21 protein-coding genes and 1 tRNA gene are annotated in these 20,161 nt (G+C 74.3%); 12 read left to right on the plus strand and 10 right to left on the minus strand.

The window, feature by feature from the left end; translation table 11 throughout:
- Positions 1-116: 116 nt before the first annotated feature.
- Positions 117-821, minus strand: coding sequence for a hypothetical protein (locus AC02VZ_RS20395; protein WP_432058370.1), 705 nt, complete (start codon positions 819-821; stop codon positions 117-119).
- A 47-nt stretch (positions 822-868) separates the two neighbouring features.
- On the opposite strand from AC02VZ_RS20395, the gene AC02VZ_RS20400 reads away from it, so the two are divergent.
- On the plus strand, positions 869-1,057 hold the full coding sequence (locus AC02VZ_RS20400) for a DUF5703 family protein (protein WP_362092895.1): 189 nt from the start codon (positions 869-871) through the stop codon (positions 1,055-1,057).
- 111 nt (positions 1,058-1,168) lie between these two features.
- Here AC02VZ_RS20400 and AC02VZ_RS20405 read toward each other — a convergent pair whose 3' ends face one another.
- From AC02VZ_RS20405 to AC02VZ_RS20415, 3 genes are all read right to left on the minus strand, one after another.
- Positions 1,169-1,954, minus strand: a complete 786-nt coding sequence (locus AC02VZ_RS20405) for a chaplin (protein ID WP_432058369.1) — start codon at positions 1,952-1,954, stop codon at positions 1,169-1,171.
- Between the two features lie 167 nt (positions 1,955-2,121).
- The gene (gene chpH, locus AC02VZ_RS20410; RefSeq protein ID WP_432058368.1) at positions 2,122-2,355 is read right to left on the minus strand and encodes a chaplin ChpH; all 234 of its coding nucleotides are present in this window, start codon (positions 2,353-2,355) and stop codon (positions 2,122-2,124) included.
- 184 nt (positions 2,356-2,539) lie between these two features.
- Complete coding sequence (locus AC02VZ_RS20415) at positions 2,540-3,865, minus strand: M20/M25/M40 family metallo-hydrolase (protein ID WP_432058367.1); 1,326 nt, start codon at positions 3,863-3,865, stop codon at positions 2,540-2,542.
- A 304-nt stretch (positions 3,866-4,169) separates the two neighbouring features.
- On the opposite strand from AC02VZ_RS20415, the gene AC02VZ_RS20420 reads away from it, so the two are divergent.
- Positions 4,170-4,254: transfer RNA gene (locus AC02VZ_RS20420), tRNA-Leu, on the plus strand.
- A gap of 76 nt (positions 4,255-4,330) precedes the next feature.
- A complete protein-coding gene (locus AC02VZ_RS20425) occupies positions 4,331-4,711 on the plus strand; it encodes a YchJ family protein (RefSeq protein WP_432058366.1) in 381 nt (126 codons plus the stop codon).
- 284 nt (positions 4,712-4,995) lie between these two features.
- Here AC02VZ_RS20425 and AC02VZ_RS20430 read toward each other — a convergent pair whose 3' ends face one another.
- Positions 4,996-5,697: a FadR/GntR family transcriptional regulator gene (locus AC02VZ_RS20430; RefSeq protein WP_476476063.1), complete on the minus strand. Its 702-nt coding sequence runs from the start codon at positions 5,695-5,697 to the stop codon at positions 4,996-4,998.
- Between the two features lie 140 nt (positions 5,698-5,837).
- Here AC02VZ_RS20430 and AC02VZ_RS20435 point away from each other — a divergent pair, with 140 nt between their 5' ends.
- Positions 5,838-6,356, plus strand: a complete 519-nt coding sequence (locus tag AC02VZ_RS20435; RefSeq protein ID WP_432058364.1) for a gluconokinase — start codon at positions 5,838-5,840, stop codon at positions 6,354-6,356.
- A gap of 256 nt (positions 6,357-6,612) precedes the next feature.
- Positions 6,613-8,010 carry a GntT/GntP/DsdX family permease gene (locus tag AC02VZ_RS20440; RefSeq protein ID WP_432058363.1) on the plus strand — a complete coding sequence of 466 codons (1,398 nt, stop codon included), beginning with the start codon at positions 6,613-6,615 and terminating at the stop codon, positions 8,008-8,010.
- Between the two features lie 155 nt (positions 8,011-8,165).
- On the opposite strand, the gene AC02VZ_RS20445 is transcribed toward AC02VZ_RS20440, so the two are convergent.
- The gene (locus AC02VZ_RS20445) at positions 8,166-8,351 is read right to left on the minus strand and encodes a hypothetical protein (RefSeq protein WP_476476064.1); all 186 of its coding nucleotides are present in this window, start codon (positions 8,349-8,351) and stop codon (positions 8,166-8,168) included.
- Positions 8,352-8,396: 45 nt separating this feature from the next.
- On the opposite strand from AC02VZ_RS20445, the gene AC02VZ_RS20450 reads away from it, so the two are divergent.
- Entirely contained in the window at positions 8,397-9,548 is a 1,152-nt protein-coding gene (locus tag AC02VZ_RS20450) for a hypothetical protein (RefSeq protein ID WP_476476065.1), read from the plus strand.
- Positions 9,549-9,617: 69 nt separating this feature from the next.
- On the opposite strand, the gene AC02VZ_RS20455 is transcribed toward AC02VZ_RS20450, so the two are convergent.
- Positions 9,618-10,772 (minus strand): helix-turn-helix transcriptional regulator, encoded by a 1,155-nt coding sequence (locus tag AC02VZ_RS20455; protein ID WP_476476092.1) that lies wholly within the window; start codon positions 10,770-10,772, stop codon positions 9,618-9,620.
- A 157-nt stretch (positions 10,773-10,929) separates the two neighbouring features.
- Between AC02VZ_RS20455 and AC02VZ_RS20460 the strand changes: the two genes are divergently transcribed.
- Together AC02VZ_RS20460 and AC02VZ_RS20465 are read left to right on the plus strand one after the other, a co-directional pair.
- Positions 10,930-11,352 carry a VOC family protein gene (locus AC02VZ_RS20460; protein WP_432058792.1) on the plus strand — a complete coding sequence of 141 codons (423 nt, stop codon included), beginning with the start codon at positions 10,930-10,932 and terminating at the stop codon, positions 11,350-11,352.
- A 261-nt stretch (positions 11,353-11,613) separates the two neighbouring features.
- Positions 11,614-12,708, plus strand: coding sequence for a winged helix DNA-binding domain-containing protein (locus AC02VZ_RS20465; RefSeq protein WP_476476066.1), 1,095 nt, complete (start codon positions 11,614-11,616; stop codon positions 12,706-12,708).
- 165 nt (positions 12,709-12,873) lie between these two features.
- Here AC02VZ_RS20465 and AC02VZ_RS20470 read toward each other — a convergent pair whose 3' ends face one another.
- A complete protein-coding gene (locus AC02VZ_RS20470) occupies positions 12,874-14,472 on the minus strand; it encodes an APC family permease (RefSeq protein WP_476476067.1) in 1,599 nt (532 codons plus the stop codon).
- A gap of 284 nt (positions 14,473-14,756) precedes the next feature.
- Complete coding sequence (locus AC02VZ_RS20475; RefSeq protein WP_432058789.1) at positions 14,757-15,707, minus strand: hypothetical protein; 951 nt, start codon at positions 15,705-15,707, stop codon at positions 14,757-14,759.
- Between the two features lie 318 nt (positions 15,708-16,025).
- Here AC02VZ_RS20475 and AC02VZ_RS20480 point away from each other — a divergent pair, with 318 nt between their 5' ends.
- From AC02VZ_RS20480 to AC02VZ_RS20495, 4 genes are all read left to right on the plus strand, one after another.
- Positions 16,026-16,922 (plus strand): DMT family transporter, encoded by an 897-nt coding sequence (locus tag AC02VZ_RS20480; RefSeq protein ID WP_432058788.1) that lies wholly within the window; start codon positions 16,026-16,028, stop codon positions 16,920-16,922.
- A gap of 389 nt (positions 16,923-17,311) precedes the next feature.
- The gene (locus AC02VZ_RS20485) at positions 17,312-17,809 is read left to right on the plus strand and encodes an NUDIX hydrolase (protein WP_476476093.1); all 498 of its coding nucleotides are present in this window, start codon (positions 17,312-17,314) and stop codon (positions 17,807-17,809) included.
- Positions 17,810-17,992: 183 nt separating this feature from the next.
- On the plus strand, positions 17,993-18,385 hold the full coding sequence (locus tag AC02VZ_RS20490) for a YidH family protein (protein WP_362092857.1): 393 nt from the start codon (positions 17,993-17,995) through the stop codon (positions 18,383-18,385).
- Positions 18,382-18,711: a DUF202 domain-containing protein gene (locus AC02VZ_RS20495; RefSeq protein WP_432058787.1), complete on the plus strand. Its 330-nt coding sequence runs from the start codon at positions 18,382-18,384 to the stop codon at positions 18,709-18,711. Before AC02VZ_RS20490 ends, AC02VZ_RS20495 begins: the two co-directional genes overlap by 4 nt.
- Positions 18,712-19,012: 301 nt before the next feature.
- On the opposite strand, the gene AC02VZ_RS20500 is transcribed toward AC02VZ_RS20495, so the two are convergent.
- A complete protein-coding gene (locus tag AC02VZ_RS20500) occupies positions 19,013-19,960 on the minus strand; it encodes an NADP-dependent oxidoreductase (RefSeq protein ID WP_432058786.1) in 948 nt (315 codons plus the stop codon).
- Positions 19,961-20,161: the final 201 nt, after the last annotated feature.

The following is a 20,161-nucleotide window of genomic DNA, read 5'->3' on the forward strand; positions in this document are numbered from 1 at the left end:
CACGCACCCTCGCGACCTCCCGGCACACATCGTCGTGGCCCTGGGATCCGGGCACGCCAACGGCGGTGACACGGGGGGGGTGTCACCGCCGTGGGGCGTGTCCGGTGCGCGGGAGGTCAGCGGTCGGTGTCGAGCGGCTCCAGGTCCTCGTCCCCGTCCGGGTCCGCGGTGAGGGTCCGGGCGAGGGCGTCGTCGAGGTCGTCGTCATCGTCGTCGTCGAGGTCGTCGTCGAAGACCGCGCTGACGTCGAAGCGGCAGATCACCCGCTGCGGGTCCGCGCCCTCGAAGGGGGCTTCGAGCCACTCGCCCGGTTCCGCCGGCTCGTCGGACACCGTGACCCAGAGCGTGGAGTCGCCCTCCTCCAGCCCGAACTCGGTGTGCCGGGAGGCGATCTCGTCCGGCTCGAACTCGCCGAACAGCAGGCCGAGCGCACCGTGCACCGTGCCCGACGCCTCGGAGCCGCTCCCGTCGTCGTCGGCCGCCTCGATCCGCTGGGCGTGGGCACGCAGCCGCTGGGGCTCCGCGACGGCGTAGTCGCGGCGGATCAGCACGCTGAGGGCGCTCGGCTCGTCGGGGCCGGTGTACGGCGGCAGCGTCTCCTCGCCGGGGATCTCGAACGGGGTGACCTCGTCGTACCGGTCGTAGAGCAGTTCGTCGTACGCCTCCGCGGCCGCGGCCAGCTCGTTGAACGCCTCGTAGACGTCCGGGTCGTCCTCGCCCGACCGGCGTTCGACCGCGGCCAGGTGGCGGTCGAGCGCGGTCTTGACCGCCTCGGCGGCGGCGCGTACCTCGGCAGCCGTGGGCTGCGCAGCATCAGACATAGTGCAGACGCTATCCGTACCGGGGGCCGGCCCGCACAATAGATGCGATGCCGGAATACGAATTTGTCGACGTGAACGTGCCGCGCGGGGTGTCCCGCAAGGAGACGGCACGCCTGCTGACCGACCACGCGGAGTACGGGCACTGGGAGTTGTACCGCCTGACGCTGCTGCGCGACGGCAGCCGCCGGGTGCGGCTGCGGCGGCGCATCATCCGTCAGGTACGGGCCACCTGGTGAGACCCGGGGCACCGCCGGGACGAGCCGTCCCGGGGTGAGGCGGCAGGGAGCGGGTCCCGCGGACGCGGGGCCCGCTCCCTGCCGTGTGCCGGGGCCGTGCCGGGCCGGCCGTCAGGCCGCGGAACGCGCCCTGCGGTACAGGACCGCGCCGGCGAGCAGCGCACCGGCGCCGACCGGCAGCACCAGGCCCATGGGCAGCTCGCTGCCGGTGGCGGCCAGTGCCGCGTCGGAGTGGTGCGTGTCGACGGAGCGGTTGCCCCGGTCGTCGCCGCCGTTGCCACCGCCGTCGGAACCGCCCGGGGTCTCGCCGTCCGGGGTGGACGGGGTGCCGGGCTCGTCGCCGGGGCGGTCGGGGTCGCCCGGGGTGCCGGGGCGGTCCGGGTCACCGGGCTCGCCCGGGGTGTCCGGCGTTCCCGGGTCGCCCGGGTCGCCCGGGTCGCCGTAGCCGCCGTCGGCGCAGCCGTTGCCGAAGGCGGGGTTGCCGATGCCGATGATGTCGACGCTGTTGCCGCAGACGTTCACCGGGGCGTGGACGGGGACCTGGACGTGGTTGCCGGAGGCCACTCCCGGCGAGTCGGAGGTGTGCCCGCCGGCGTGGGATCCGGAGGAGGCCCCGTGGTGGCCCGCGTCGCCGTGACCGTCCGGGGCGGGGGCGCTCCGGTCGGCGCAGGCGTTGCCCATCGCGGGGTTGAGGAGGCCGACGACGTCGACCGTGTTGCCGCAGACGTTCACCGGCACGTGCACCGGCGCCTGCACCGAGTTGCCGGAGAGCACGCCGGGCGATCCCGCGGCGGCGCCCTGCGCCCCGGAGTCGGCGTGGGCGGCTCCGCCCGCGGCGGCGATCATGCCGGTCGCGGCCGCCATGGTCATCAGCCCCTTGCGGGTGACCTGTCGCATTGCTGTGTTCCTGCCTTCGACCTGATGCCGGGAATTCCGGTCGCGTCGCGGTGATTCCCGGGAAGTGGACGTTTCGAGACCGGACGGCCCCGGAGTGCATGGCGCGCACTCCGGGGCCGGCGGTTTCAACCCTGGAAAGAACCCGCCCTAATGAGCGAGCCGAAACGTCACTGGTTGACGCAGGTGTTGCCGAAGGCGGGGTTCAGCAGCCCGATCACGGAGACCGTGTTGCCGCAGACGTTCACCGGGACGTGCACCGGGACCTGGATGACGTTGCCGGACACGACGCCCGGGGAGCCCACGGCGGCACCCTGCGCACCCGAGTCGGCGACGGCCAGGCCCGCACTCGCGAGAACCAGACCACCCGTGGCAGCCGCAGCAGCGACGACCTTCTTGATCATTATTCCTCCTAGTTGGCAATGCGATCCAAAAACGCGGATCACACCACGGGTAACGAGGAGGGAGTAATGAGGCTACGAGCTTATGGTCGCATTCACTCGTCCCGGTCAACTCCGCACGCCTGCACGATTCACGGCCGGCCCGCGGCGTGCGCGGCGGGCCGGCCCTCTGCCTCTCGGGAGCCTGTCAGGACGCGTCGAGGAAGCGGTCGAGGACGCGGACGCCGAACTTCAGGCCGTCGACCGGGACCCGCTCGTCGACCCCGTGGAACATGCCGGCGAAGTCCAGATCCGGAGGCAGCTGCAGCGGTGCGAACCCGAAGCAGCGGATGCCGAGGTCGTCGAAGGACTTGGCGTCGGTGCCGCCGGAGAGCATGTACGGCACGGCCCGCGCGATCGGGTCCTCGGCGCTGAGCGCCAGCTGCATCGCGTCGACCAGCCGGCCGTCGAAGTCGGTCTCCAGGGCCTTGTCGGCGTGCACGTCCTCCCGCTTCACGCGCGGGCCCAGGATGCGGTCGAGGTCGGCGAGGAACTCCTCCTCGTAGCCGGGCAGGAAGCGTCCGTCGACGTGGGCGGTGGCCTGTCCGGGGATGACGTTGACCTTGTAGCCGGCGCCGAGCATGGTGGGCGCCGCCGAGTTGCGCAGGGTGGTGCCGATCATGCGGGCGATGCCGCCCAGCTTGGCGAGCGTCTCGTCCATGTTCTCGGGGTCGAGCTCGGTGCCCAGCGCGTCGGAGAGCTCGTCGAGGAAGGCCCGGACGGTCTTGGTGACCCTGACCGGCCACTGGTGCCGGCCGAGCCGGGCGACGGCCTCGCTCAGCTCGGTGATCGCGTTGTCCGTGTTGGTCATCGAGCCGTGCCCTGCGGTGCCCTCCACGGTGAGCCGCATCCAGTGCATGCCCTTCTCGGCGGTCTCGACGAGGTAGAGGCGCAGCTTCTCGTTGACGGTGAAGGAGAAGCCACCGACCTCGCCGATCGCCTCGGTGACGCCCTCGAACAGCTCCGGGTGCTCGCGGACCAGGTGCTTGGCGCCGTACGTGCCGCCGGCCTCCTCGTCGGCGAGGAAGGCGAGGACGATGTCGCGCGGGGGCTTGCGTCCGGTGCGCATCCGCTCCCGGACGACCGCGAGGGTCATCGCGTCCATGTCCTTCATGTCGACGGCGCCCCGGCCCCAGACGCATCCGTCGGCGATCTCGCCGGAGAAGGGATGGTGGGTCCAGTCGTCGGCGTCGGCCGGGACCACGTCGGTGTGGCCGTGGATCAGCAGCGCGGGACGGGACGGGTCCTCACCCTCGATCCGGGCCACCGTGGAGGCCCGCCCGGGGTGCGACTCGAAGATCTGCGGCTCCAGTCCCACTTCGGCCAGCTTCTCGGCGACGTACTCGGCCGCCTTGCGCTCGCCGGGACCGGAGTGGTCGCCGTAGTTGCTGGTGTCGATCCGGATCAGCTCGCGGCAGAGGTCCACGACCTCGTCCTCGCCGGTGACGTTCCTGGTCGTGTCGGTCCCGCTCACGTGCTTCCTCCCGCTCGTTCCTGCCGGTGCACCGGGGGCGCCCGGCGGCGGCCCCGCTGGTGGGTCCCCCCATCCTCTCCTCTCGACGCCCGGGTCCCAAGCCCCGCACCGGCCGGTCGCCCGCGGGGACGCCCCGGCGGGCCCGGCCGCTCGGCGGGTGACGCGGCGGGTGACGCGGTGGGTGACGCGGTGGGTGACGCCGGGGGTGACGCGGGGGCGGCCCCGCGGGGTGATCGGCCACCCCGGAACACCTGGTAATGTTTACGTCGTCGCCGCGGGGGGAAACCCGCGCGACAGACACCTTGTCCGGGTGGCGGAATGGCAGACGCGCTAGCTTGAGGTGCTAGTGCCCTTTATCGGGCGTGGGGGTTCAAGTCCCCCCTCGGACACACGAAGCGCGAGGGCCGCGACCATCAGGTCGCGGCCCTCGGGCGTTACCGGACAGCACTGGTCGCGGAGGGTGACATGGCTGCCACTCGTTCCTGCCCCTGCGGGCTCCCCGAGACGTACGAGGCGTGCTGCGGCCGTCTGCACTCCGGTGCCGCCACCGCCCCGACGGCGGAGCGCCTGATGCGGTCGCGCTACTGCGCCTTCGTGCTGCGGGACACCGGGTACCTGCTGCGGACGTGGCACCCCCGGACGCGCCCGGACCGGCTCGACCTCGATCCGGCGATGCGCTGGACCGGGCTGGAGATCCTGGACACCACCGACGGTTCCGCCTTCCACACGACGGGAACGGTCACCTTCCGGGCGTCCTACCGGGGCGGTGCGCTGCACGAGCACAGCCGGTTCGAGCGGGTGGCCGGGGCGTGGGTGTACGTCGACGGGGACTTCGTCGGGGCGTAGTGGGGGCAGGGCCCGGAGCCGGGCAGGGCCGGGCAGGACCCGGAACGGGGCGGGCCGGCCCGGGCAGGGCCCGGACGTGGGCGGGCGCGGCCCGGTGGGTGGGGCGCGGCCCGGAGCCGGGCGGGCGCGCGGGGCGGACGGCCGCGGACGGGCTCCGCGGGACGCGGGCGGGGTTCGGGAGCGAGCGAGCAGGCGAGCAAGCCGGCCCGGGGGCGCGGGGGTCGGCGTGGGTGCCGCGAGCCCGGGTCCTCGCGCGGCGGCGCGTCGGGGTGCCGGGGTCCGCGTCAGGGTGCCAGCACGTCCAGCTCCTCCAGGGCGCCCACGGTGATCTCCCGGGTCAGCCGTTCGGCGCGGTCCGCGTCGCGTTCCCGGACCGCCTCCGCCACCTGGACGTGCAGGGTGACGGCGGCCGGGTCCGGGTCGTCGAACATCACGTCGTGCCGCGTGCGGCCGGTCAGGACCTCCGCGACGACGTCGCCGAGGCGGGCGAACATCTCGTTGCCCGAGGCCGTGAGGATCACCCGGTGGAAGGCGATGTCGTGGAGGAGGTAGCCCTCCAGTTGCTGCCCGCTCGAGTGGGCGACCATCCCCAGCGCGCAGCGGGTGAGTTCGGCGCACTGCTCGGGGGTGGCGTGGCGGGCGGCGAGGCCGGCGGCGACCGGCTCGACGGCCGAGCGGAGCATGGTGAGGGACCTCAGCTGCCGGGGGCGGTCGGCGCCGGCCAGCCGCCAGCGGATGACCTGCGGGTCGTAGACGTTCCACTCCCGGGCGGGCAGGACCGTCACGCCCACGCGGCGCCGGGACTCGACCAGGTGCATCGACTCCAGGACGCGCACCACCTCGCGCATCACCGACCGCGACACGTCGAACCGCTGGGCGAGTTCGTCGGTGCGCAGGACGCTGCCCGGAGGGTACTTGCCCGCCGTGATCTCGGGCCCGAGGGAGTCCAGTACGTGTCCGTGCAGCCCCCGGCCGGTTGTGCTCATGCACTCAGCGTACGGGCCGGGTCACGGAAACAAAAAGTCAGACTTATAAGTCACACAGTCTTGAATTCGTCTGACCAATGAGCTTCAGTTGCGTCCGAACATCACGTGTCGACGAGGACATGCAGACAGTGAGGGCAGCGATGAAAATCCCCAGCGTCGTCGTGGTCATGGGGGTCTCCGGCACCGGCAAGACCACGGTCGGAACCCTGCTGGCGGACCGGCTCGGCGTTCCGTACGCCGAGGCGGACGACTTCCACCCCCGCGCCAACATCGAGAAGATGTCGGCCGGCACCCCGCTCACCGACGACGACCGGTGGCCCTGGCTGGACGCCATCGGCGACTGGGCGCGCGGACGCGCCGGACTCGGCGGTGTGGTGAGCTGCTCGGCGCTCAAGCGCGCCTACCGCGACCGGTTGCGGGAGGCGGCCCCCGGGCTCGTCTTCCTGCACCTCACGGGTGACCGCACGCTCGTCGCGGACCGGTTGGCGCAGCGGAAGGGCCACTTCATGCCCACGGGTCTGCTCGACTCGCAGTTCGCCACGCTCCAGCCGCTCGAACCGGACGAGGCGGGGATCGCCGTGGACGTGACGCCCGACCCGACGGAGATCACCGAGCGGGCGCTGGCGGCCCTCACCGAACTGCGCGGCACCTCCGCCTAGTCCGCGTCCGCTCCCCCGCACCCATCAGGGCGGACACCTCCCCGGCCCGGGCTCCGAAGCGCCCCCACGGTTCCGGAGCACCCCCACGACCGGGGAGCACCCCCGACGACTGAGGAGCACCCCACGTCCGGGGAGCACCCCACGGCTGCGGAGCACCCCACCGCTGCGGAGCACCCCACCGCTGCGGAGCCGCTTTCCCCCATCCCCACAACCTTTCCCCCACGTCCCCCACCCCGTAGAGAACAAGGGATCCACCGTGACCAGACTCAGCGTCGAGCTGCTGGCAGCGGACGCACCCGAGCCGATCACCTCGGCCGGCCACGCTCAGCTGGGCATCGCCGTCCTGGCGGGCATCGCCGTCATCGTCCTGCTCATCACCAAGTACAAGCTGCACGCCTTCCTCGCGCTGACCATCGGGTCGCTCGCGCTCGGCGCCTTCGCCGGGGCCCCGCTGGACAAGGCCATCCTCAGCTTCGGTTCCGGGCTCGGCTCCACCGTCGCCAACGTGGGTGTGCTGATCGCCCTCGGCGCGATCCTCGGCAAGATGCTCGCCGACTCCGGCGGTGCCGACCAGATCGTCGACACCATCCTCGCCCGCGCGAGCGGACGCGCCATGCCCTGGGCGATGGTGCTGATCGCCTCGGTCATCGGCCTGCCGCTGTTCTTCGAGGTCGGCGTGGTGCTGCTGATACCCGTCGTCCTGATGGTCGCCAAGCGGGGCAACTACTCCCTGATGCGCATCGGCATCCCGGCGCTGGCCGGTCTGTCCGTGATGCACGGCCTGGTCCCGCCGCACCCCGGCCCGCTGGTCGCGATCGACGCACTGGACGCCAACCTCGGTGTGACGCTGGCCCTCGGGGTGCTCGTCGCCATCCCGACGGTCGTCATCGCCGGCCCGGTGTTCTCCCGGTACGCCGCGCGCTGGGTGGACGTCCCGGCCCCGGACCGGATGATCCCGCAGCGCCCCTCCGAGGAGCTGGAGAAGCGCCCCGGCTTCGGTCCGACGCTGTTCACCATCCTGCTGCCGGTCGTGCTCATGCTCGCCAAGGCGCTGGTCGACATCGTCATCGACGACACCGGCAACTCCGTGCAGCGGGTGTTCGACGTGATCGGCTCCCCGCTGGTCGCGCTGCTGGCCGCCGTGCTGGTCGGCTTCTTCACGCTCGGCATGCCCGCCGGGTTCAGCAAGGAGCGGATGCAGCAGCTGGTGGACAAGAGCCTCTGGCCGATCGCGGGCATCCTGCTGATCGTCGGCGCGGGCGGCGGCTTCAAGCAGACGCTGATCGACTCCGGCGTCGGTCAGATGGTCCTGGAGATATCCGAGGACTGGTCGATCCCGGCCCTGCTGCTGGGCTGGCTGATCGCGGTGGCGATCCGGCTCGCGACCGGCTCCGCCACGGTGGCGACGGTCTCGGCGGCCGGCCTGGTGGCCCCGCTCGCGGCCGACATGTCGACCACCCACGCGGCCCTGCTGGTGCTGGCCATCGGCGCCGGTTCGCTGTTCTTCAGCCACGTCAACGACGCGGGCTTCTGGCTGGTGAAGGAATACTTCGGCCTCAGTGTCGGGCAGACCGTGAAGACCTGGTCCGTGATGGAGACGATCATCTCGGTCGTGGCGGGCGGCCTCGTGATGCTGCTGTCCCTGATCCTCTAGCACGCCTCCAGCACGGCGATCTCCGGCACGGCGCCCTCCGGCACGGCGGCCGACCGCGAGGCGCCGTGCCGGCGGACGCGGGTGCGGCGGCGTTCGCCTACCCCGGCACAGCCCCGTGCCGCGGACCGGTGACCGGTCCGCGGCACGGGGCTGCGTCACGGCAGGGCGCGGGTGGCGGCACCGTGCTGCGTGGCGGCACCGTGCTGCGTGGCGGCACCGTGCTGCGTGGCGGCACCGTGCTGCGTGGCGGCACCGTGCTGGGTGGCGGCACCGTGCTGGGTGGCGGCACCGGTCGGGGCCGTCCGGCCGCCGAGGGGGCCTTCCGGTGAGCGGCGGGCCACCGGATGATGGTGGCTTCGGTGCCGGACCATCGTGCGGGGGACGTCATGCGGGCATCGCTCGGGACGCGGATCTCGGGGCTGCTGATCGCCGGCTCCCTGGCCGTCTCACTGACGGTCGTGCTGGGCGGTGCCCCGGCCGGGCCGGAGCCCGGCACCGGCCCCCCGGAAGCCGCCCCGGGCAGCACCCCCGGCCGGAGCACGGCGGAGGCCACGGTGCCGCTGCCGACCACCGGCGCCGGGGCCCGTACGTCACCGGACGGAGGGCGCCGTTCGGTCGCCCCGGACCCTTCGGGCCCCCGGCCGCGCGCCGCCGCTCCCCCGCCCGAACCGCCGGCACCCGCCGCGACGCCCGTCCGGCCGCTCGCCGCACCGGTGTGGCTCCCGGCCGGGCCCCGGTCGCCGGACAGCGACGGGGTGGCGGACCCGGCGAGCGTCTACGACCTGCTGCGGACGCCGGACCACTGCGCGGACGCCCTCCGGACGGGGGCGGCTCCCGCCGGGGCGGACGCGGACGCGGCGCCCGACGACGAGTGGCGCGTGCTGGGCGCCCTGGCGCGGGCGTGTCTGGCGGTGCGCGGGGTGGACGGCGGTGACTGGGGAGAGGCGGCCCGGGAGCACGCGGCGCTCGCGGGACGGCCGCTGGGCTGCAAGGGCCGGGCCGCGTACGCGGTGCTCGGCGGTCTGCTGGAGTTCCACGCGCGGCATCCGGACGCCACCGTACGGCCGGTGAGCCCGTCGCGCGGGGGCGCCGCGTGCGACTTCCGCGTGGTGTCGGTGGAGGTGGGCGGGGACGGCGAGGCCCGGCCGGGCGACGCGGTGACGGTCGAGGTGGACGGCGTCTTCTTCGACCCGGCGGAGTTCCTCCGGGAGGGCGGGGTGTCCGTCGGCGGAGTGTCGGTCGGCCGGGTGTCCGTCGGCGGAGTGTCCGTAGGCCGGCTGTCCGTCGGCGGGGTTCCGGTGTCGGACCCGGCGGCGCCCGGCACGCTCGGGGCGGAGACCGGCCCGGCGGGGCGGCTCACCCTGGCCTTCCGGCTGCCGGTCGGGGTGCCGGCTGCCCCGGCCGTGGACGTGGAGGTCGGGTACGCGGACGTCCGGGCGGTGCGGGAGCGGGCTTTCGCCGTCGTGGAACCGCCTGTCCCACCGCCCCCGTCATCCGCGGGAACGGGCGCCGGGTCGGGCACCGGGCCTGCGGCCTGAACGGTAGCCCGGGGCGGCCCGGGTCAGGGGTTCTCGTCGGCTCGCGGCCGGGCTGACCTGACCACGGCGTCACGGCGGCGGAGCGGCCTCCGTGTCAGAGGACGGGCGCGTGGTCGCCTTCGCCCCCAGCGCCGCGTCGAGCCCTGCGTTCGCGTCCAGCCCTGCCTTCGTTCCTGCCTCCGCTTCCGACCCCGGGTCCCCGTCCGCGTCCGCCCCCGCCGTCGGCCCCGGCCCCGTCTCCGCTTCCGTCCCGTCGGCGGCGGCGCGGGCGTACCGGGCGGCGAGGGTCTTGAACGCGGCGACCAGCGGGGGCGGGCCGATGACGTCGACGTCGGCGTCGAAGTGACCGAGGGTGGCGGCGAGCGCGGTCCACGACCAGGAGCCGAGGGTGATCCGGCAGCGGTCGGGGCCGAGTTCCTCCACGACGGCGTCCTGGGCGTACGGAGCGACCTCGGCGGCCGGGAGGTGGAGGACGGCTTCGCCTCGGCAGGGCCACGCGGTGGTCGTGCCGTCGTTGCCGCGGAAGCGGCCGGTGACGAACGTGGAGACGTCGCCGCCGGGGAGTGGGCGCGGGGTGAAGCGGGGGCCGGTCGGTGTGCGGGGGCGGATGCGGTCGACGCGGAAGGTGCGCCAGTCCTCGCGGTCGAGGTCGTAGGCCACCAGGTACCAGCGGTGACGCCAGGTGACCAGGTGGTGCGGCTCGACCCGGCGGGGAGCCTCCGCCGGGGTGGCGGAGGCAGCCGGGGTGTGGTCGAAGCGCAGTTCGAGGTGACCGTGGATGACCCGGCTCAGTTCCACCAGGAGGCGGGGGTCCACCCCGGCGGTGTCGCCGGCCGCGGGCGGGCGGACGGCGGTGACGCGCAGGAGGTCGACGCGGTGGCGCAGGTGGGCGGGCATGACCTGGCGGAGCGTGGTCAGGGCCCGGGCGGCATCCTCGGCGACGGGGCCGCCGGTGGCCGCGGTCTGCAGGGCGGTGGCGAGGGCGACGGCCTGCCCCTCGTCGAACAGCAGGGGTGGCAGCCGGGTGCCCGCCTCCAGCCGATAGCCGCCGGCCGGGCCCCTGACGGTGGTGATCGGGTAGTCGAGGTCGCGCAGCCGGTCGATGTCGCGGCGCACGGTGCGCGAGGTGACGTCCAGCCGCCGGGCGAGGTCCTCACCGGACCAGTCGCGGGGGGTCTGGAGCAACGAGAGCAGCGCGAGCAGGCGGGAGGACGTCTTCTGCATGTGGCCCATGGTGCCGGTAGTAGAGGACACACCCTGTCCTCTATGCCTGCGAGGGTGGGCGCATGCCGACCGGGAGACATCCCTCCCGGCCACGGCGGCCGTCGCCCGTACGGACGGGCCGACGGTACGCAGATCCCATCGAGGCGAGGAGCCCGTCATGTCCGTCACGACCACCACCCACCTGAACTTCCGGGGTGCCGCGCGCGAGGCGCTGGACTTCTACGGCTCCGTCTTCGGGGGACGCACCGTCGCGGTCACCTACGCGGAGGCGGGCGCCGTGCGGAACGAGAGCGAGGCGGACTGGGTGATGTGGGGCGAGGTGGCCGGTGCCAACGGCTTCCACGTCATGGCCTACGACGTGCCCGCGCAGTTGCCCTGGGACCGGGGGGAGAACCCGTTCTTCGTCTCCGTCCGCGGAGACGACGCCGAGGAGATCGGCAGCCTGTGGGGCAGGCTCGCCGAGGGCTCGACCGTGGTGCGTCCGCTGGAGCCCGCGCCGTGGGCGCCGTTGTACGGCATGCTCACGGACCGCTTCGGGGTCACCTGGGTCCTGGACGTCACCGCCCCGTACCACGGCTGAGCCGGACCGTCCGGCACGGGTCGCGCGCCGTCCGGCACGAGTCGCGCGCCGTCCGGCACGATCCGCCCGCCCTCCGGCGGTCACGGCAGCGCGCCGTGCCACCGGAGGGCGCGGGCACGGGAAGCCGGAACACCGGGGGTGCCGGGGTCGCCGTCGTTCCAGCACCCGCACCCGCGACCGCTCCCCTCCTCACGACCGTCCCCCCACCCGCGACCGTTCCCCGACGTCCGTCTCCGCCGCCGAGCCAGAGTGGAACCCTCCATGACGATCCTCGACCACCGCGCGCTCAACCGCGCCACCCTCGCCCGCCAGTTCCTGCTCGCCCGTGCCGACACCTCCACGCCCGAGGCGGTGGCCCACCTGTGCGGTCTGCAGGCGCAGGAACCCCAGGAGCCCTTCATCGGCCTCTGGTCCCGTCTGGCCGGTTTCGAACCGGGGCACCTGGACGACGCGCTCACCGGCCGCGCGGTGGTGCGCACCCACCTGATGCGCCGCACCGTCCACCTCGTGACCGCGGACGACGCGCTCGCCTGGCGCGCCCGTCACGACGCCATGCTGCGGCAGCGCGTACTGGGCACCTACCGGAGCGAGCTGTCCGGGCTCGACGTGGAGGAGGTCGCCGCGGCGGGCCGTGCGGTGATGGCGGACGGGCGGCCCCGCACCCTGCGCGAACTGGCCGAGGCCCTCGCGGACCGCTGGCCGGATCCTCCGCTACGCGCCCTGGGTGAACTGCTCGTCGCCGCCCTGGTGCCCACGGTCCAGTTGCCGCCGCGCGGTCTGTGGCAGCAGAAGGCGGGGGTGCGCAACCTGTCGATGGCGGTCTGGCTGGGGCGGGACGTCGAGCCGCTGCCCTCCGGCGACGACGATCCGGTCGGGCAGCGGTTGCTGCGCCGCTATCTCGCCGCCCACGGGCCCGCCGCCGGCGCGGACCTGCGGGCCTGGTGCGGCCTCGCCGGGCTTCCCGCCGCCGTCAAGGCGTGCCGGGAGGAACTCGTCGTCTTCCGCGACGAACGCGGCCGTGAACTGTTCGACCTGCCCGACGCGCCCCGGCCCGACCCCGACACCCCGGCGCCCGTGCGGTTCCTCCCGGCCTTCGACAACGTCGTGCTCGGTCACCACGACCGCAGCCGCATCATCGACGCCCCCCATCTGGGGTTGTCCGTGGCGGGCCACCGCATGGTCCTGGTCGACGGACGGGTCACCGCCACCTGGACCGTGCGCGACCGGTGGCTGCGCGTCAGCCCGCTCCGTCCCCTCACCCGCGCGGAACGGGAAGCCGTCCGTGCCGAGGCCCAGGACCTGGCGGTCTTCCTCGACGAGGGCATCGAGGACGTCCGGTTCGACGCCGCGGACTGACGTCCGGGGCAGGGGCGACCCCGCCCCGGCACGCCGGCCCCGGTGCGAGGGGCCGTGGCCGGGCCCGGGACGACGGGACCGGGCGACGAGCCGGTGCGACGGCGGGCCAGGGCCACGTCGGGGGTCCCCGGCGGCGCATGCCTCCGCCGCCCGGCCCGGGACCCGTCAGCGCTCCGGGGCGCCGGCCTCCTCGTCGAGCTTGTCGAGCTTGTCGAGCTTGTCGAGCTTGTCGAGCTTGTCGAGCTTGTCGAGCTGGAACGCCTCGTTGCCCAGGCCGATCCGGGCGTGCTTCTCGGGGGCACGGAGGCGCAGCACCAGCCCCTGGATCAGTCCCGCCACCAGGGCGAGCCCGATGACGCCGGGCAGGAGCCGGCTCAGCGCGGAGCCGGGGCCGGCGCCGACGAGCACGTCGAAGTCCTTGACGGTGTAGCCCGCGATGACGACCAGGGCGAGCCCGGCGACCACGGAGGTGACCAGCCGCCAGGCCTGGGCGCGGGCCGCTCCCCGGCGGACGAAGAAGACCACCACGGACAGCGAGGCGATGGCCATCAGCACGATCACGCCGAGGGCTCCGATGTTCCCGAACCAGGTGAACAGGTGCAGCACGGGTGCGGTCGGGTCGCCGACCGGTTTGTCGTCGGTGACGGCGAAGGCGAGCACCAGCACGGTCGCGACCACGGTCTGGAGCAGCGAGCCGGTGCCGGGCGCCCCGCTGGTCCCGGAGGTGCGGCCGAAGGCGGACGGGAGCAGGCCCTCGCGGCCCATCGCGAAGGCGTACCGGGCGACGACGTTGTGGAAGCTGAGCAGGGCGGCGAACATGCCGGTGACGAAGAGGACGTGCAGGACGTCGGTGAAGGTGCCGCCGAGCCGGTCCTCGGTGAGGAAGAACAGCAGGCCCGCGCTGTGCTCCTGGGAGGTGCCGACGACCTGCGCGGGCCCGGTGGCGATGGTGAGCGCCCAGCTGCTGACGGCGAAGAACACGGCGACCCCGGCGACCGCGAGGAACATCACGCGCGGTACCAGGACGTGCGGCCTGCTGGTCTCCTCCGCGTACACGGGGGCCTGCTCGAAGCCCAGGAAGGCGGCGATGCAGAAGCACAGCGCGGTGCCCACGCCGGCCCCGGTGAGGGTGTCGGGGTTGAAGGCGTGCAGGGACAGTCCCTCGCTGCCGGGGTCGGCTATGGCGGCGACGTCGAAGACCACGACCAGCAGCACCTCGATGACCAGCAGGACGCCGAGCACGCGGGCGTTGACGTCGATCTTCAGCCAGCCGAGCACGCCGACGGCGAGGACGCCCGCCAGAGCCGGTATCCACCAGGCGACGTCCAGGCCGGCGTAGGTGGCGAGGAGCCCGGAGACCTCGAAGCCGAAGATGCCGTAGATGCCGATCTGCAGGGCGTTGTAGGCGACGAGGGCGACCAGGGCGGCGCCCGCTCCGGCCGTTCCGCCGAGGCCGCGGGAGATGTAGGCGTAGAAGGCGCCGGCGTTGTGGACGTGGCGGCTCATTTCGGCGTAGCCGAGGCTGAAGAGGATCAGCACGGTGCCGAGGAGCACGAAGAGCAGGGGCTGGCCCACGATGCCCATCACCGCGAACGTGGTGGGCATGACACCGGCGACCACCATGAGGGGTGCCGTCGCGGCGAGGACCGAGAGCAGCAGCCCGCCGGTGCCCAGGCGGTCGGCGCGCAGCGCGCGTTCGTGGCCCTTGAAGGTGCTGATGCCGTCGGCCGCTGGTCTGCTCGTGCGCGAACTGTCCGTCGTCATGCGGAGACCGTCCTTCGGTCGGAGGTGGTGGTCGGGGCCGAGCGGGTCGGAGGAGCGGGAGAGCGGGAGAGCGGAGGAGCCGAGGAGCGGAGGAGTGGAGGAGCGGAGGAGCCGAGGAGCCGAGGAGCCGAGGAGCGGATGAGCGGATGAGCGGAGGAGCTGATCGGGGGTCGGACGGGGGTCGGGCCGGAAGATCGAGCGGGAAGATCGAGCGGGACACGGGGCGGGGACGGCCGGGAGCGTCGGAGCCGGGGCGCGTCGGGGTGTCGGGGCATCGGGGCCGGTCAGGCCGTCCCCAGGGCCGTGGCGCGGGCGGTGCGGAAGGCGGTGACGGGGTCGCGGGCGGGATACGACCAGGGCGCCGGGGTGGCGTGGTCGCCGATGCGGTGGAAGAGGGCTGCCGCCTCGGCGCCCCGGCCCTCGCAGATCTTGGCGTGGGCGAGGTAGTTGAGGTCGATCAGGCGTCGCGGGTGGCCCTCGTGCTCCCACTCCAGCCACCAGTCGAAGGCGGCCTTCATCACCTGCCGGGCCCGACGGCCCGTCCAGTGCCCGGAGGCGACCGGATCGGCGGGCTCGTGACCGGCGGCGGCCAGCGCGCGGTAGCGCTCGGCGTGCGCGATCACCGGGAGGATCGCCAGCGGGGAGTCGGCCGGGGCCTGCTCGGCGGCCCAGGTGGCGAAGTCGTAGACCTCGTGCAGCGGGTCCGCCCCGGCCTCGACGCGGTGCTCGGCGAGCCACGCGACCATCAGGTGGTGGGCGTGGTGGTGATCGGCGTGACGGGCACGGACCTGTTCGAAGACCCGGACGACGTCCCCCTCCGGGCCGAGGGCGCACTCCAGCATCAGCAGACCGAGCCAGGGGGTGGGGTCGGCCGGCCGGAGTGCGGCGGCGCGCTCGCACGCCGCGCGGACCCGGGAAGGGGTGTCCTTGCCGCGCAGCACCCGGCGGACCCCGGCCAGCGCCAGCAGGACCGAGGCGTCGCCCGAGTCGGGTTCGGCGAGCAGCCACTCGCGGGCCCAGGCGGCACTGGTCGACTCGCGGGCCAGCACCGTGATCCGGTGCCCCCGGCGGTCCCAGTCGGTGCCCGTCCGCACCAGCAGCGAGCGCACGTGCTGCCAGCGGCCCTGGGCGAGCGCGCCCCGCGCGACGACGAGGTCGGCGTCGTCGAGCGCCTCGTCGAAGCCCGGAGCGGCACGTCTGCGGGCACGGCCGAGGGGTGGCGGGGGTGGGGGCACCGCGGGACTTCCTCACGCGTTCTTCGTGGTTCGGTTCACGACGGCGGTCGGTACGGCAGTGGTCGGCTGCCGAACGCCATGAACTGATCACGCACAGCAAACCGGCCGTTCGCCGCCGACGTCAAGGGCGCACCGGCCCTTACACGCGTCAACTTCCGTCACCCGTCCGAGAATTGACGTTACCGGCCGACGCCCGGAGCACGCCCGGCGGGACGCGGACGACGGAGCCCCGCACGCCGGGCGCGGGCGGCCGGCCCCGACGGCGGTTAGAGTCGGCCTCACCGTCCGTGATCCCACATGATCATTGAGGTACACAGCGTGTCGGTTCCGGTCCTGGTGCTCGCCCTGAGCGCCGCGTGCTGCCTGGGGTTCGGGTTCGTGCTCCAGCAGGACGCCGCCCAGCGGGCTCCGCTCGGCGACTTCCTCCGCCCCCGCCTCCTCCTCGACCTGATGAAGGTGCCGGAGTGGCTGGCCGGCATGGGGCTGGTCGTGGCCGGCATGGTCCTCGGGGCGGTGGCGTTGAGCCAGGGCGAACTGTCGCTGGTGGAACCGCTGCTCGCCACGAACCTGCTGTTCGCCCTCGCCCTCTCCCGGCACCGGACCCGCCAGGCGCTGGGCCGGCAGGGCTGGGCGGGGCTGGCGCTGCTGGCCGGGGGCGTCACCGCGTTCGTCGTCGCGGGCCGGCCCACCGGCGGCACCGCGCTCACCGACCCGCTGCGTCACTGGCTGATCATCGGCGGCATGGTCGGGCTCGCCCTGCTGCTCACCGGCTGCGCCAGACGCCGGCGGCTGCTCACCTGGGCGCCGATGCTGCTGGCCGGAGCCGCGGGGCTGCTGTACGGGGTGCAGGACGCGCTGACCCGGGTCAGCGGCCAGCGGTTCGAGGCGGGAGGGCTCCACGAGGTGCTGACCGGCTGGCAGCCGTACGCGGTGCCGGCGCTCGGGGTGACCGGGCTGCTGCTGGTGCAGAGCGCCTTCGAGACGGCACCCCTGCGGATGTCGCTGCCCGCGCTCACGGCCGCCCAGCCGCTGGCCGGCATCGTCTGCGGTGTCGGTTTCCTCGGCGACCGGCTGCGCACCGACACCGGCGCCCTGGCCTGGGAGGCGTGCGGCCTGGCGGCGATCGTCGCGGGCATCGTGCTGCTGGGCCTGCACCCGGCGATGCCCCGGGGCACCCTGAAGGGCGCCCCGGCGCGCAGCGTCCGGCTGGGCTGACCGCCGCCCGCCGGGACGGCCGGCTGGATCGGCGGACGGGACGACCGGCCGGGGCGGCGGACGGTGCGACCGGCGGACGGCGGAGGGGACGGACGGCGGAGGGAACGGCCGACGGGCTCGGCTGCGGGCCTGGCACTGCTGCTTGGATGGACGGCACGAGCGGCGTGAGGGGCGTGAGCGGCATGGACGGTGGGCGCGATGTGAGCGGCACGAAGGATCCGAGCGGCCCGGACGGCACGGCCCGCACGGGGGGCGTGAGCGGCACGGAGGGCACGACCGGCCTGGAGGGCGGGTGCGGCGGCCAGGGCGCGGGCGGCAGGAACGGCACGGTCGGTGGGGACGACACGGTCGGTGGGGACGACACGGTCGGTGGGCGTTCCGCCGACGAGATCCTCGACGTCGTGGACGAGCAGGACCGGGTGGTGGGCCGCGCCCCGCGCGGTGAGGTCTACGCCCGCGGTCTGCGGCACCGGTGCGTCTTCGTCCTGGTCAGGGACGCCCAGGACCGTGTCTTCGTGCACCGCCGGACACCGGACAAGCTGGTCCACCCCTCGCTGTACGACATGTTCGTCGGTGGCGTCGTCGGCGCGGGCGAGAGCTACGACGACGCCGCCCTCCGGGAGGCCGAGGAGGAACTGGGAGTGAGCGGTCTGCCCCGGCCCGCGTTCCGCTTCTCCTTCCTCTACGACAACGACGGCGGCCACAGCTGGTGGTCGGCGGTCTACGAGGTGCGCTGCGAGCTGCCGGTCCGGCCGCAGGCCGAGGAGGTGGCCTGGTACACCTTCCTGCCCGAGGCGGAGCTGCGGCTGGACCTGGACCGCCGGCAGTGGGTGCCGGACGGCCTGGAAGCCTGGCGGCGGCTGGAGGCACACCGGTCGACGGGCTGACCGACGACAGGCCGGTCCAGGAGCCCGGGGTGGGGTCCGGACGGCGCCCCGCCGGACCAGGGGCCGAGGGCTGGGGTCGGGGGCGGGGTCACGGCCGGGAGGGCCGCCGGCCGGACCGGGAGCCGAGGGCTGGGGACGGGGCGGCCGCCCGGGCGGTTCCGGAGCCCGGGTTAGGGTCGCCGGGTGATCGAGTTCGTACGGAACGTCCGGTTGTGGTTCGCCCCCGAGGACGCGCGGCAGGAGGGCGAGACACCCGACTACCGGTTCTCCCTGGCGAACGAACGCACCTTCCTGGCCTGGCTGCGCACCGCGCTCGCGCTGATCGGCGGCGGCTTCGCCGTCGACCAGTTCCTGCCGGACCTGCCCGGCCCCTGGCGGACCGGGCTGGCGCTCGTCCTGCTGGCGTCGGGCGCGCTGTGCGCGCTGCGCGCCGTGAACCACTGGGTGCGCTGCGAGCGCGCGATGCGGCGCGGCGAGGACCTTCCGCTGTCCCGGTTCCCGGCGGTCATGAGTCTGGTGATCGCGGCGGTGGCCGTCGTCATGGTCGTCGTGGTGCTGCTGGGGAGGAACGGGTGAGCGGCCCGTACACCGCGGACGGCCCCCGCGACCCCGGACTGCAGCCGGAGCGGACCCGGCTCGCCTGGCGGCGCACCACGCTGGCGGCCACCGTCGCGACCGTGCTGGCGGTCCGGAGCGTGGTGCACGACGGGACGTCGGCGGCCCGCGTCGTGGCGGGCGCCCTGTGCTGCCTGTGCTGGGTCGGCCTGCTCGGCGTCGCCCAGCGCCGGATCCGCAGACTCGCCGGCCCCGGGCTCCCCGCCGCCCCGGCCGCCCGGTTCGTCGCGGCGGCGGTGCTGTGCACGGTGGCGATGGCGGTGTGCGGGGCGACCCTGGTGCGGTAGGGGCACCGCGCGTGAGTGCGGTAGGGGCGCCGCGCGTGCCGCCCAGCCGCCGCACCGGGACACGGGACGCGCTCACCTCAGCGCGCCCGGCGCCTGCGGGGACGGAGAGAGGGACGGGACGCGACGGGGCCGTCGACAGCGACGGCCATGGCGACGGCGATGGCGACGGCAGTGATGGCAGTGACGCGGTGACGGCGGGGTGGCAGGTGCGGTGCGATGCGCCGGGCTTCCCGGCCGGGACCGTCCGGTCACCGGCCGGACCGTTCACCGGCCCCACCCCTCGACCACCCCGCCCGCCGGGCTACTGCCCTTCCGGCGCTTCCCCGCCGACCGTGACGACGATCTTCCCGCGGGTCCGGCCCTCCTGGCTGAGCCGGTGCGCGTCCGCCGTGCGTTCCAGGGGGAAGGTCTCGGAGACGTGCACGCGCAGCGCGCCCTGCTCGGCGAGTTCGGACAGGCGCGTCAGGTCCTCGGGGTCGGGGCGGACGAAGTGGTAGTGGCCGCCGTAGTCCACCACCCCGCCGTCGGCGACCGACGCGAGCCGGCCCTCCGGGGCGAGCAGGTTGGCCGACACCTTCAGGGCGTCGCCGCCGACCGTGTCGAACACGGCGTCCACCCCCTCGGGGGCCAGCCCCCGCACCCGTTCGCCGAGACCCTCGCCGTAGCTCACCGGCTCCGCCCCGAGTTCGCGGAGGAAGTCGTGGTTGCGCTCGCTCGCCGTACCGATCACGCGGGCGCCGAGGTGCGCGGCGATCTGGACGGCGAGGGAGCCGACCCCGCCGGCCGCGGCGTGCACCAGGACGGTCTCCCCGCGGCCCACGGCGAGGAAGCGGTGCAGCACCTGGTAGGCGGTGAGCCCGGCCAGCGGGATGCCGGCCGCCTCCTCGAAGGAGAGGTTGCGCGGCTTGCGCGCCAGGGCGCGCACCGGCGCCGCCACGTACTCGGCGAAGGTGCCCCGGGAGAGGAAGTCCTCGCGGACGTAGCCGATGACCTCGTCACCGGGCTCGAACTCGGGCACGGCCCCGCCGGTGCGGACGACCTCACCCGCGACGTCCCAGCCGGGGATCACCGGGAACACCGCTTGGAGCACCGGGTCGAGATACCCCTCCCGGCACTTCCAGTCGACCGGGTTGACGGCCGCCGCCCGTACCCGCACGAGCACCGAATCGGGTCCCACCTTCGGTTCGTCGACCTCGCCGAAGGTCAGCACCTCGGGGCCGCCGTACTCTGCGTAACTGATCGCCTTCATGCCTCGACCCTCCGGGGCCCCGGCGCGCGACGCAAGCGGAACGGCAGAATCAGGGGCACTGCGGACGGAGGCCGGGGCGGCCCGGCGTGGCCGGGGCGGGCGACGGGGTCCGGGCGCCGGGCCGACGACAGCTTGTGGACGCCGGGCCGACGACAGGTCGTGGACGCCGGGCCGTGGACCGGATCCCGTCCGGTCGCGGAC

Source organism: Streptomyces sp. 3-6 (assembly GCF_056323165.1).